This is a genomic window from Acinetobacter sp. CY79, assembly GCF_059515845.1.
In genome coordinates this window covers 68,054-80,601 of sequence record NZ_JCAKMY010000002.1, presented here as the reverse complement: position 1 = coordinate 80,601, position 12,548 = coordinate 68,054, and the positions used below count along the sequence as shown (strand labels likewise).

Sequence of the window (12,548 nt, the reverse complement as noted above, 5' to 3'; positions counted from 1 at the left end):
ATATAAAAAAATTTGAGTTTTTGGAAATATTTTTATTTTGTGATGAGTTTGTGTGATTGGATTGAATGAATTTTATTGTGAAATTGAGAGATTATTTAAATAAACACCTAAACTAAACGTTCAAGTGTTTAATTTTATGAAAATTTTTACGAAAAATAAAATTAAATAATTCATTTAGATAGCAATACTGTTCTAAAAATTATCTTTTCGTTCTCGAATATGTTTAAATTCTTCGGCATTTTCAACCCGTAGAAATGGATTGGTTTCAAGTTCTAGTTCAATACTAGACGGGAGTGTGATTTTACCTGCTGCTCTGAGGTCTTGGACTTCTTTTACACGTAGTTGTAGTGCCTTGTTGTCTGGCTCTACAGTGAGTGCAAACAAGCCATTGGATAGGGTGTACTCATGTGTGCAGTAGACTTGAGTTCGAGGCGGGAGGGCGGCCAAGCGATTGAGCGATTGATACATTTGTTCCGCTGTGCCTTCAAACAAGCGACCACACCCCATTGCAAACAATGTGTCGCCACAAAACAGCGTATCAATCTCATCAATAAAGAATGCAATGTGTCCAAGCGTATGACCTGGAATTGCAAAAACATCGACAACTAATCCATTAAATTGAAATTGGGCATTATTATCTAGTGGATGGCTGATAAAAGGAATTTTCGACAGTTCTTCTCGAGGTCCATAGACAGGTATTTGATGTTCAGCAATCAGTTCAGGCACACCGCCAATATGGTCTTTATGCCAATGCGTCAGCCAGATCTGTTTGAGTGAAATTTGATGGTTTAGGCAAAAAGAATGAACTAGATCTGCTTCAGTTGGGTCAACGACAATCGCTTCTTTGGTGTCAGTGTCTTCCAATAACCAAATATAATTCTGAAGTGCATTTTTAACATCAATCACGTGTATTTGGTAAGCCATGAACATATCCTTAGGTGACTTGCTTGATCGAACAGTATTTTCTAATTTCATCCTAATTTATGCAGGCAAAATTGTAAATTCTAGTCATAATTTATTCATTCAAATATAAAAGCATAAAATTGAGCTTTTCAGCTTTTTAACAGCAGGGTATTTTGAATATATAAATATATAGGGTTGAATCTAGAAAATGAAAAAATGGAATATCCTAGCAATTTTGATAGCTTCAAGTGTGATGGTTGCATGTGCGAGTAATTCGCCAGCGCAGAATAAGGCGAGTAGCGAATTTAAGCGTGACCCATTATGTAAAGTGAATGAAAGTATTGAACGAAATGCAGTGCCTGCAACGCCAAATAACATGAGTCTACCGAGTTTTGGTCAAGGGGTGATTGGTTGGGCGACAGGACCTGAAGGGGCAAAAGCGCGTTTGGAAAATGTAGCTTCAAAAGATATCCAAGGTTTTAAAGACAAAGGTGTGACGTTGCCAATGGTGAAAGAGTGGCAAGCGTTCTATGAGAATGAAGTGAAACGCAATCCATGCAATCCAACAGCGCCATTTCGAGCGGATTTAATGAAAAAGATCGCTGATCTTTGGGTGGATTAAGCCATTTAAAAAATATGAATAGCCTTTAAATGTAGCAAGCTTAAAGGCTCATTCCTATTAAATTAGCAGGCAATACCTTGATTGATCTCAAGGCTGGCTAATTTGCCATTCTGAAATTTAAAATACAAAGCTGACGTATAAGCAGCATCAAAATCTGTTGGATTTTTGAGGTAATGTTTTGCCTCGGAAGCATTGAGTATCAAAACAATATTGTTTTTATTGTTAGCAGAGATTGGAAAGTCTTTTTTGAATTGGGCTAAGGTATATTTTGCATCGATTGTTTTTTGATTTAATTTGAGTTGCTCGGTTAAGTGGGTAGCATTGCTCCAACTAAGCCAGACACGACCTTTGGTTGTGCTGAGTTGCTGGAAATTATTTTTTGTTTTGTAGTATTCATCCGATTTGATTTGCGGATTGTCTTCTGCAAATATTTCGAATTTGAGCTGCTTATGATGGTTAAACGCCGTTGAATATTCATGGTTGGCTGTACATTCGGAGTACTCTTTTGATATTTTTTGAATCGTTTTACCAAATATTTTATCCACTTGATTGGCGGATACAGGCTTGCTAAGTTCGATACTATTCACTTGAACCGAGGTCACATAGTCCATCGTGGTTTTAGCAAAAGAATATGTTGGTAAAATTAAGGTGAATGCGATAACTGAGGATGTGATAATTTTCATTTTTTTATCGGGTTTAGATTTTTCAAGCACACTAAACATTTCAAATGCGAAATGCAAACGATAAAAATAAGATCGCCAATAAAATAAAAGCCCTCAACTGAGAGCTTCATTTCATCGCATTTTTGCTAAGCGTTCACCGATCATTTGTACGAGCTGTACTAAGATCAGTAATACAACCACAGTTAAGATTACCACACTGGTATCAAAGCGCTGGTAACCATAAGAAATCGCCAAGTCACCAATGCCCCCAGCACCGACAGCACCGGCCATTGCCGTTGCGCCAATTAAGCTAATAGTGGCAGTAGTCAGGTTGAGAATCAGTGAGCTACGTGCTTCAGGCAAGATAAACTTAAATACGATTTGAAGCGGAGAGGCCCCCATCGCTTGAGCAGACTCCACAATGCCTTCATTGACTTCTAGCAGCGATGTTTCAACCAAACGACCAATATAAGGGCCGACATAAATCGTCAACGGAACAATCGCAGCCCATGTACCAATCGATGTACCCACAAGCAGTTTTGTCAAAGGTAATACTGCAATCAGTAAGATAATGAAGGGGAGTGATCGAAGCGCATTCACAATGGGGTTTAAGCCATGGTAAATCGCTCGATTGGGTAAAATCCCTCCGTTACGTGTTACCACTAAAGTAATCCCTTGAATAAATCCCCAGATCGTACCAAAAATCATCGCAAAGAAAACCATGTGGAAGGTTTCTTGCAGTGCAGTGACAAACTGGTCGATTGAAAGTGAACTTTTCCAAAATGGCGCTGTGATTTCAGTTAACCATTGAACAATCAAATCTCTCATTCTGAAACTCCTGATTGTTCAACTTTGACACCATGCTGTTCAAAAAATTGAATAGTTTGTTGAATAGTCTCTGCATCACCTAACAGTTGAACAAACATCTGACCAATCACAGCACCGTGAATCTCGGTCATATTGGCAAATAAGATATTCAAGCTGATATCGAACTGCTTAATTGCCGCTTGTACAACGGTTTCTTGAGCTGACGTACCTAAAAACTGTAGGCTATAAATACTGTGGTGATTTTGATTTTCTAAATTATTCAAAATTTTGACAGGAAGCTGTTGTTGTAAAACGGTCTGTATAAATGTTTTCGTGGTCGGATGTTGAGGTTGGCTGAAAATTTCTAAAGTCGAACCTGTTTCAATGACTTTCCCTTGTTCCATCACAGCGACATAGTCACAAACCGATTCAATCACATCCATTTCATGCGTCACCATGACAATGGTAATTCCTTGCTCTTTATTAATTTTTTTGAGTAATTCGAGCACAGACTTGGTCGTTTGTGGGTCAAGCGCACTGGTTGCTTCATCACACAGTAAAATTTTAGGATGATTGGCAAGGGCGCGTGCAATACCGACACGTTGTTTCTGACCACCTGAAAGCTCATCAGGGAAGGCATCTTTTTTATGTTTGAGATCAATAAATTCGAGTAATTCATTTAAGCGTTTTTCACGTTCAGCTTTACTAAAACCTAAGAGCTTAAGCGGCATCTCAATATTTGCAGCAACTGTTTTGGTTTGCAGTAAATTGAAGTGCTGAAAAATCATGCCAATATTGGCGCGTTCTTGACGGAGCGAACGAGCATCCAATACAGTAAAGTCTTTTTGATTAATCATCACCTGACCTTCATTGGGTCTTTCCAATAAATTAATCAAGCGAATTAGCGTACTTTTACCTGCACCACTATACCCAATAATGCCAAAAATACTGCCGTGAGGAATCGATAAATTAATCTGATCCAACGCGCGTATAGTTTGACCTTTGAGTTGATAGTGTTTTGAAATATTTTTAAATTCGATCATATCGTCAAGCACTATATATAAAATGAAAAACAGGCAAAGTTAATTTGCCTGTTTATTGAATAGAAGTATATTACTATTTTGATTCAGTGAGGTAGCTAATCGGTTTGTTTACATCAACTTTTGTACCTGCGAATTTTTCTTGAACGAACTGTTTTACCGCTTCAGTATGGTACAACGCACCTACTTTTTGTAAAACTGGATCATTTTGACGATCAGCAGCGGTTGCAAGAATGTTCACATTCATTTTTGTGCTTTGATCGATTGGTTCGTAGTAGATCGCATCTTTCAATACGTTCAAACCACCTTCCATGGCCAACGTATTCCCTAAAACAATTGCATCAACTTCATCTTTCACACGTACAGCAGTTGCCATCTGAATCGGTTTAATCACGATTTGTTTCGCATTTTCGCTTACATCAGCCGTTGTGCCTTTTACATTGTCAAAGTCAGCTTTAAGCTTTACTAAGCCTGCTGATTGTAATAACAATAATGCGCGAGATTCGTTTGCACCGTCATTTGGGATTGCAATCGTTGCGCCTTGTTTAAACTCTTCCAGTTTTTTAACTTTGCTCGAGTAGATACCCATTGGCTCTAAATAGGTAGTCGATAATGGCGCAATCTTATCTTGATTAGATTCATTGAAAGCAACCAAATAAGCATAAGATTGGAAAGCATTCACATCAATTTCTTTATTGGCTACAGCTGTGTTCATCGCAACATAGTCAGTAAAGTTTTTAATTTCAAGCTTTAAACCGGCTTCTTTGGTTTCAGGTAAAGACGCGATGTGACGCCATGTGTCAGCATCTGAACCGGTTGACGCGATAGTTACGGTTTGAACTGCTGCTGTATCTGTTGGTTTAGCTTTAGCTTCAGGAGCAGGAGTTTCTTGTTTAGAACAACCTGCGATAGCTACGCTTAATCCCAATACAAGACCAATGATCTTTTTCATAAATGTTCCCTAGAGTAAATGAAATATTTACTCTAAATTTGAGTGAGTATAATGAGTGTTGCATAGTATGCATTTACGCTAAATACACTCAAAAGACTCAAAGTATTGCTGTATTATGCAAATGACAGGATGTTATTTCTTTCTTTAAAACCCTAAGATTAAAAGCGATTATTGTAGAAATAATATGTCGATATTTGCTTGTGGATTTGAATTTATCTTATCAGTAAATTGTTATCTGATATAGTGTAAACAATTAAGTTTTTTATCTAATAATATGATTAAGGTTTGTATTTTTATTTAAATTACCTAGATATTACAAAAGCTTATATTGATTGTTTAAGTTTTTATATTTCTGCTTTTGACTTGATATAATATTTTATTGAATATAAATAATATATATCGAAATTGATCAAAGTTTAAATTAATCTCGGACAAGCTAGTTTCACTAACTTATGAAATATGATCTATGCGCTGATTCGATTCTCAGCATATCGAATGTAAGGTGTAAAAATTTATGAGTCGAAGTTCATAGCGATGCAATCAGCTGAGTGTTCAAGGTCCAAATGGATGTATTTTAGTAATTATTTTTTTCATTTTGATCTTATCGTCTGTTTTTATGAAAGTTAATTAGATCTAAAAATAAGACTTAATTGCACAACCTCAGTGATGACAATCGCTATTCTATTTTATCACCTAGGTTGATATTCAGAACTCGGGTGGAACAGTCTTACTTAATGTCTGCAAACTCACTGATTGGACGGTTTACCTGAAATTTAGTGCCATCAAATTTCTCAGATAAAAAAGTTTGTACTTTAGCCAAATGATAAAGTTCTCCCAATTTTGCATAAATTGGATCATTTTTATTTTTTTCAGCTACACCTAATAAATTGACATACAAGGTTGTAGTTTTATCTACAGGTTCATGGAATATAGAATCTTTTAATACGTTTAGACCACCTTCAAGCGCAAGGGTATTGCCTAATACAACCGCATCGACATCTTTTTTGACACGAATCGCAGTTGTCATTTGAATGGGTTTGAGTTGGATATCTTTCTTATTTTCAATCACGTCATTGACGCTACCTTTAGCGACATCAAAATCATCTTTTAGCTTGATTAAGCCCGCAGTTTGTAGAAGCGATAAAGCACGTGCTTCATTGGCTGTATCGTTCGGAATAGCAATAGTTGCACCTTGTGGGAACGCTGAAACAGTCTTAATGTTATTGGTATAAATACCCATTGGCTCTAAATACGTGGTTGCAACAGCAGCAATTTTATCTTTATTGGCAGCATTGTACGCAGCCAAATAGTTAAATGATTGGAATGCATTGACATCCTGTTCACCGCTAGCCACTGTTGTATTGAGTAATACATAGTCGGTTAAATTTTTAACTTCAAGCTTAATACCGGCTTCTTTGGTTTCAGGCAATCCAGCGATATAATTCCAAATATCAGTATCTGATCCTGTTGAAACAAGGCGAATGGTACGAAGTTCCGCTGAAGTATTGGTATTCGCTGTTTCATGTTCGTTTGATTTAGGCTTTGAGCAAGCTGAAAGCAGTATAGTAAATAGTGCTAAACTGAAAAGGAGAATTTTTTTCATAAGAGATCCAGTGTATTGGGTTTTTTATATGTTGATTCCTTATTAGAAGAGTAACGATGTTTTTGCTGTTTCTATAGTTTTATTTTCACTATATAAAGTTTGAAATAAGCTATCACAAGATTGGGAACATCTTTGATGTGAATGCGCTATCACATGATTATTGGGATTGATTGCAGATTTATAGCAATTATGTGGGTTGTTGCTTAACTACAATGAGTATTCAGATGATAAATATCCAGTGGATTAATCATCATTAAAATCGAAATTAAATAGAGCATGTAAAGGCACATAAAGAACCCCGCATTCAGCGGGGTTTTTCTTAATTAAAATACAGATTAAGCATTTTCACGCGCAATGGCACGGTAACCAATATCTTTACGGTATTGAACACCATCAAACGTTACTTTTTCACAAAGCTCTAAAGCTTTTGCTTGAGCTTCGCCAATCGTACCGCCAAGTGCAGTTACACATAACACACGACCACCCGCAGTTACGATATCACCATTCTCAAGTGCTTTAGTCCCTGCATGGAATACTTTCGCATCGGTCATGATCGTGTCTAGACCTGTAATGACATCGCCATTGCTTGAAGTTTCAGGGTAGCCACGTGACGCAAGTACGATACCAACCGTTTTGCGTTCATCCCACTCTGCTTCCGCAGGTAAGTTACCCGCAATACCAGCTTCAACTAATTCAACTAAAGATGATTTTAAACGCATCATGATGGGTTGAGTTTCAGGGTCACCAAAACGACAGTTGAATTCGATCACTTTAGGTTGACCTTGTTCATCAATCATCAAACCTGCATACAAGAAACCTGTGTAAACATGACCGTCTTTTTTCATGCCTTCAACAGTTGGACGCATTACTTCATTCATGGCTTTTTCAAACACTTCTGAAGTTACAACAGGAGCAGGAGAGTAAGCACCCATACCACCCGTGTTTGGACCTTGGTCACCTTCAAAGATACGTTTGTGATCTTGTGAAGTTGCCATTGGTAAAATGTTGTCGCCATCAATCATACAAATGAAAGAAGCTTCTTCACCTGCAAGGAACTCTTCGATCACAACACGAGAACCTGCATCACCAAATTTGTTGCCTGCAAGCATGTCATCAATTGCGTCATATGCTTCTTGATTGGTCATGGCAACGATCACGCCTTTACCCGCAGCAAGACCATCAGCCTTGATCACAATTGGCGCACCATTTTTTTCGACAAAAGCTTTTGCCGCATCGACTTCTGTAAATACGTCATAGAAAGCAGTTGGAATGTTATGGCGTTTTAAGAAATGCTTTGCAAATGCTTTAGAGCCTTCAAGCTGAGCCGCATATTGTGTCGGGCCCCAAACTTTAACGCCCGCCTCACGACAAGCATCAACTACACCATTTACAAGTGGTGCTTCTGGACCAACGATCACAAGTTCAACCGCATTGTTTTTTGCAAAGTCGATAATTGCAGCATTGTCTAAAATGCTTAAATTGACGTTTTCACATTTGTTTTCAGTTGCAGTGCCTGCGTTACCTGGTGCGACAAAAACTTTAGCTACTTTTTCATCTTGTGCGATTTTCCATGCCAACGCATGTTCACGACCGCCATTACCCAAAACTAAAATATTCATCGGTTCATACTCCATGAATCGAAAATGACATAAAGTCCTCAGCCTAAAAATAGGAGAGGACTTTATGTCAGATTAAAAATCTATGTGCTTTAATGTAAATGACATTGTCATTACAAAACTCACCATCAATTAGTGACGGAAGTGACGCATACCTGTGAACACCATTGCAATACCAGCTTCATCCGCTGCTGCAATTGTTTCTTCATCACGCATAGAACCACCCGGTTGAATAATACATTTGATCCCTGCTTTGGCAGCGTTATCAATACCATCACGGAATGGGAAGAATGCGTCAGATGCCATAACTGCACCTTCAACAACGAGTCCTGCATGTTCAGCTTTAATCGCAGCAATACGAGCAGAGTTAACACGGCTCATTTGACCAGCGCCCACACCAATGGTTTGACGGTTTTTAGCATATACAATCGCATTTGATTTCACGTATTTCGCGACTTTCCAAGCAAAAATCATGTCGTCAATTTCTTGTTCAGTTGGCGCACGTTTAGTCACAACTTTAAGATCATCTTTAGTAATCATGCCTAAGTCTTGATCTTGTACTAATAACCCGCCATTGACGCGTTTATAGTCAAGTTGTGCAGTACGTTCATCAATTGCTGGTAATTCGCCACATACCAATACGCGTACGTTTTTCTTCGCACCAGTGATTTCAAGCACGCCTTCAGCAACACTTGGAGCAATGATTACTTCCACAAATTGACGATCAACAATTGCTTGAGCTGTTGCAACGTCTAATTCACGGTTAAATGCAATGATGCCTCCGAATGCAGATTCAGGATCTGTGGCATAAGCTAAATCATATGCAGCTTTAATACCGTCTAAAGATACTGCAACGCCACATGGGTTTGCGTGTTTTACAATGACACAAGCAGGTTTAGCGAATGATTTAACACATTCAAGCGCTGCGTCAGTGTCTGCAATGTTGTTATAAGAGAGTTCTTTACCTTGTAACTGTTGTGCCGTTGAAACAGATGCTTCAGTTGCAGCAGAGTCAACATAGAATGCAGCAGATTGATGTGGGTTTTCACCGTAACGTAAATCTTGCGCTTTATTTAATTGCGTATTGAACGTACGTGCAAATTTGTCTGCTTGACCTTCTTCCTTACCAACGCGTGCGCCTAAGTAAGAGGCGATCATGCCGTCGTATTGTGCAGTATGTTCAAATGCTTTAACTGCTAGATCGAAACGAGTTGCATGAGATAAGCTGCCTTCAGCCTTTAATTCAGCAACAACAGTATCATAATCAGATGCGTTAACAATAATACCCACAGATGCATGGTTTTTTGCCGCAGCACGAACCATCGTTGGACCACCGATGTCAATATTTTCAATTGCATCAGCCAGTGAACAATTTGGTTTAGCGACAGTCGCTGCGAATGGATATAGGTTAACCACAACCAAGTCGATCGCATCGATGTTGTGTTCAGCCATTACAGCTTCGTCTAAACCACGACGAGCTAAAATACCACCATGAATTTTCGGATGTAGTGTTTTAACACGACCGTCCATCATCTCTGGGAAACCTGTATGCTCTGAAACTTCAACAACAGCGACACTATTGTCTTTCAACAATTTATATGTACCGCCAGTTGATAAAATTTCTACCCCTAGAGCAACAAGTTGTTGTGCAAATTCAACAATACCAGTTTTGTCAGAAACAGAGATTAAAGCGCGCTTAATAGTCATGATCTTCGTCACAGTCTTATAGAAACAGATTAAAACAAATTTGCGAAATGCAAGTTAAAAAAAATGCCTGCGAAATCGCAAGCATTTTATCATTTATTCACTCATTAAACCGTGAGCTTTCAACTTTTTACGTAAAGTACCACGGTTTAATCCGAGGATCTCGGCAGCACGCGTCTGATTACCACGTGTGTATTCTAATACTACAGATAAAAGAGGTTTCTCCATTTCTGCTAGCACCATGTCATAAACCTGAGATGGCTGCTCACCTTGCAACTGTGCAAAATAATGGCGAACTGCGCGATCTACGTGAATACGAAGAGCGACATCAGATTGTGCAGTAAAAATAGGAGATTTGCTATTCATGCGAGATAATCCGAAAATCAATAATCACTTGGGTGAAGTGATAAAATGTGGTCAAAGTAAAAAACGAGCCCCGTTCTAGATCCTAAAACGGATGGCTCTAAAACAAGAACTTTAGCTTGCCATATAAATAACAATTGCGCGAAATTTAACCGTAACAATACTTTAATATTTGTTACTGGCTATATTCAAAAAAAGAAAAAACTCCATGCGCAAAATATTTAAATTAAGCACAATAGTGAGAAGTATTTTTTTGAAAAATTGCGAGAAGTTGCTATGGCATAGCTTTCGTGGCGCGTATCATACCATTGTCTTAGAAAAAGTGAGCAAGAAAACTACATTTTTTTTCACTTTTTTATGTTTTTTTTTAGTTTTAAGGACGTATCACTTCTAATTTATATCGATCAAAGGAATTTTTAGGTTTATTTACGCTAAATTCGAAACGATATGGGCTTTTTGTGGGAATCCGTGTAATTCCATTTAAACTTTTGATTAAATATTCAGAAGGTGTTTTTATCTGTTTAAGCACAATTTTGTCATCTTTGATTAAAGTGACTTTAATCAAAGGCAGTGCTAAGCCTTTTTGATATTGATTGATCAATTGACCTTTAAATAGAGTCGACTGGTCGTTTGCATCTACCAAGGCGATATGACTCATTTTGATCTGCATGTAGCGTTCATCAATCGTTTCACAGTTGAAAGCATGACAGGTTGCAATAAATGCTGAATTGATGAATGGATGACGATCTAAAAAATTCGGGTTAAACCACAAAATTTGAAATATGAGTAAAAGTGCCAAAATGAAATTGGCAAAGGTCCAAATCAGATAATACAGCGTGCTGTGTGCTTGTGGATCTTGAGAGGCAATATTGTGCTGTGAAGAAAGATTTAGCGAAGGGTAGTTGGTAATCGGGTCTTTATTAAAGGTATTTAAATTATTCAGGTAAGTCCTGAGGTTAATATTGGATCCTTCGATTTTGCGCTCGAAAATGTCCAGTACATGAGTCTCCGATGCATATTCTTCAAAATCTAATTTTTGAGAGTAAGGAGAATGCTCTGAACTGAGCATTAGATCAGCGTCATCATTGTCTATTTTAACCAAATGAACCAATGCATTGAATTGAGCAGAACATTTTGGACAACAAACCATACCCTGCGAAATCGTTAATTGAGTCACGGAGACCTTATAAACGGTATGACAATTTGGGCAGCGGGTTTGTTTTTCAGTCATAGTATAAAATGAGTTAATTGAATTGATGGCGTTTACCGGAAATTCGGCACCAATGGCCGTCTCGTTTTTCTACATCTAATATATCAAAATATTCAGAATAAACACGAGAAACATCATCAACTTGCTCTTCAATCACACCTGCAAGTGCGAACTCACCCCCAGATTTAATCAATGTTGAGAAGTCAGCCGCAAGTGCCATAAGAGGGCCTGCTAAAATGTTCGCAACAAAGACATCCGCTTTTTGATCACCAAGCTCTTGATTAAACTCTTCTTGCAGACCCACATAAAGTTTATCCAGTACACCATTTAAATCTGCATTTTGTTGTGTGGCTAAAACGGCTTGTGGATCAATATCTGTAGCATAGACTTTTTTAGCACCCAGCAACAGAGCAGCTACACCTAAAATGCCTGAACCACAACCATAATCAATCACAATTTTGTCTTTCACATCCGTTTTGCCTAACCATTGTAAGCAAAGAAATGTAGATGCGTGATTACCTGTACCAAATGCTAGACCTGGATCAAGTTTAATATTCACAGCATCTGCTTCAGGCGCTTCCATCCATTCAGGAACAATCCAATATTTTTCACCAATTTGAATCGGTTCGTAGGCATCCATCCATGTACGTTCCCATTCTTGATCTTCCATGAACTCACTACGCATCGGTTCAGTTGGAAGTTGAGTACGGATAAAGGTCTCAAGCGCTACAACATCAATCTGTTCATCATCTTCCTGAGCATAGATGCCCGTTACAATGACTTTATTCCAAAGCGGTGTCTCACCTGGAAGTGGTTCAAGTAAATCTTGATTTTCAGCATCATCTAAAGTCACGCTCACAGCACCAAGCGATTCTAAAAGCGTCTCGGTGAATTCGACTTGTAACTTTTCAACAGTAATATGAATTTGTAACCACTTCACAGTATTAAAACCTAAAAATATATTGGATGGCGTATTGTAACTTATTCGACAGAGGTGTGTCGGGATTTAGCTTTCATGCTGAGTGAAATAGATAAAGGGCATTCTTTTGAATACCCTTTTAATATG

12 protein-coding genes are annotated in these 12,548 nt (G+C 38.1%); 1 reads left to right on the top strand and 11 read right to left on the bottom strand.

Annotated elements, in window-relative coordinates; genetic code table 11:
- Nucleotides 1-192 precede the first annotated feature (192 nt).
- On the bottom strand, nt 193-924 hold the full coding sequence (gloB, locus tag AC5YCE_RS01265; protein WP_496170571.1) for a hydroxyacylglutathione hydrolase: 732 nt from the start codon (nt 922-924) through the stop codon (nt 193-195).
- Nucleotides 925-1,111: 187 nt separating this feature from the next.
- Between gloB and AC5YCE_RS01260 the strand changes: the two genes are divergently transcribed.
- Nucleotides 1,112-1,525, top strand: a complete 414-nt coding sequence (locus tag AC5YCE_RS01260) for a DUF4951 domain-containing protein (RefSeq protein WP_496170569.1) — start codon at nt 1,112-1,114, stop codon at nt 1,523-1,525.
- A 62-nt stretch (nt 1,526-1,587) separates the two neighbouring features.
- Here the strand turns inward: AC5YCE_RS01260 and AC5YCE_RS01255 are convergent, their stop codons facing one another.
- The 10 genes from AC5YCE_RS01255 to prmA all read right to left on the bottom strand — a co-directional run bounded on the left by AC5YCE_RS01255 (nt 1,588) and on the right by prmA (nt 12,422).
- The gene (locus AC5YCE_RS01255) at nt 1,588-2,208 is read right to left on the bottom strand and encodes a hypothetical protein (RefSeq protein ID WP_496170567.1); all 621 of its coding nucleotides are present in this window, start codon (nt 2,206-2,208) and stop codon (nt 1,588-1,590) included.
- A 111-nt stretch (nt 2,209-2,319) separates the two neighbouring features.
- Nucleotides 2,320-3,015: a methionine ABC transporter permease gene (locus AC5YCE_RS01250; protein ID WP_496125716.1), complete on the bottom strand. Its 696-nt coding sequence runs from the start codon at nt 3,013-3,015 to the stop codon at nt 2,320-2,322.
- Nucleotides 3,012-4,037 (bottom strand): methionine ABC transporter ATP-binding protein, encoded by a 1,026-nt coding sequence (locus AC5YCE_RS01245; protein ID WP_496170566.1) that lies wholly within the window; start codon nt 4,035-4,037, stop codon nt 3,012-3,014. The genes AC5YCE_RS01250 and AC5YCE_RS01245 overlap by 4 nt, the downstream gene beginning before the upstream one ends.
- 73 nt (nt 4,038-4,110) lie before the next feature.
- The gene (locus AC5YCE_RS01240; protein ID WP_496125718.1) at nt 4,111-4,986 is read right to left on the bottom strand and encodes a MetQ/NlpA family ABC transporter substrate-binding protein; all 876 of its coding nucleotides are present in this window, start codon (nt 4,984-4,986) and stop codon (nt 4,111-4,113) included.
- A 727-nt stretch (nt 4,987-5,713) separates the two neighbouring features.
- Nucleotides 5,714-6,589, bottom strand: a complete 876-nt coding sequence (locus AC5YCE_RS01235) for a MetQ/NlpA family ABC transporter substrate-binding protein (protein ID WP_496170563.1) — start codon at nt 6,587-6,589, stop codon at nt 5,714-5,716.
- A 335-nt stretch (nt 6,590-6,924) separates the two neighbouring features.
- Complete coding sequence (purD, locus tag AC5YCE_RS01230; RefSeq protein WP_496170561.1) at nt 6,925-8,208, bottom strand: phosphoribosylamine--glycine ligase; 1,284 nt, start codon at nt 8,206-8,208, stop codon at nt 6,925-6,927.
- A gap of 129 nt (nt 8,209-8,337) precedes the next feature.
- Nucleotides 8,338-9,912: a bifunctional phosphoribosylaminoimidazolecarboxamide formyltransferase/IMP cyclohydrolase gene (gene purH / locus AC5YCE_RS01225; RefSeq protein WP_496170559.1), complete on the bottom strand. Its 1,575-nt coding sequence runs from the start codon at nt 9,910-9,912 to the stop codon at nt 8,338-8,340.
- 93 nt (nt 9,913-10,005) lie between these two features.
- Nucleotides 10,006-10,275 carry a DNA-binding transcriptional regulator Fis gene (gene fis / locus AC5YCE_RS01220; protein ID WP_001086304.1) on the bottom strand — a complete coding sequence of 90 codons (270 nt, stop codon included), beginning with the start codon at nt 10,273-10,275 and terminating at the stop codon, nt 10,006-10,008.
- 370 nt (nt 10,276-10,645) lie between these two features.
- Nucleotides 10,646-11,503: a DUF3426 domain-containing protein gene (locus AC5YCE_RS01215; protein ID WP_496127186.1), complete on the bottom strand. Its 858-nt coding sequence runs from the start codon at nt 11,501-11,503 to the stop codon at nt 10,646-10,648.
- A 13-nt stretch (nt 11,504-11,516) separates the two neighbouring features.
- Complete coding sequence (prmA, locus tag AC5YCE_RS01210; RefSeq protein WP_496170556.1) at nt 11,517-12,422, bottom strand: 50S ribosomal protein L11 methyltransferase; 906 nt, start codon at nt 12,420-12,422, stop codon at nt 11,517-11,519.
- Between the last annotated feature and the right edge of the window lie 126 nt (nt 12,423-12,548).

Excerpts from the sequence above, each read along its gene's own strand:
- gloB (WP_496170571.1), bottom strand. The coding sequence starts at position 924 with ATGGCTTACCAAATACACGTGATTGATGTTAAAAATGCACTTCAGAAT.
- AC5YCE_RS01260 (WP_496170569.1), top strand. The coding sequence starts at position 1,112 with ATGAAAAAATGGAATATCCTAGCAATTTTGATAGCTTCAAGTGTGATG.
- AC5YCE_RS01255 (WP_496170567.1), bottom strand. The coding sequence starts at position 2,208 with ATGAAAATTATCACATCCTCAGTTATCGCATTCACCTTAATTTTACCA.
- AC5YCE_RS01250 (WP_496125716.1), bottom strand. The coding sequence starts at position 3,015 with ATGAGAGATTTGATTGTTCAATGGTTAACTGAAATCACAGCGCCATTT.
- AC5YCE_RS01245 (WP_496170566.1), bottom strand. The coding sequence starts at position 4,037 with ATGATCGAATTTAAAAATATTTCAAAACACTATCAACTCAAAGGTCAA.
- AC5YCE_RS01240 (WP_496125718.1), bottom strand. The coding sequence starts at position 4,986 with ATGAAAAAGATCATTGGTCTTGTATTGGGATTAAGCGTAGCTATCGCA.
- AC5YCE_RS01235 (WP_496170563.1), bottom strand. The coding sequence starts at position 6,589 with ATGAAAAAAATTCTCCTTTTCAGTTTAGCACTATTTACTATACTGCTT.
- purD (WP_496170561.1), bottom strand. The coding sequence starts at position 8,208 with ATGAATATTTTAGTTTTGGGTAATGGCGGTCGTGAACATGCGTTGGCA.
- purH (WP_496170559.1), bottom strand. The coding sequence starts at position 9,912 with ATGACTATTAAGCGCGCTTTAATCTCTGTTTCTGACAAAACTGGTATT.
- fis (WP_001086304.1), bottom strand. The coding sequence starts at position 10,275 with ATGAATAGCAAATCTCCTATTTTTACTGCACAATCTGATGTCGCTCTT.
- AC5YCE_RS01215 (WP_496127186.1), bottom strand. The coding sequence starts at position 11,503 with ATGACTGAAAAACAAACCCGCTGCCCAAATTGTCATACCGTTTATAAG.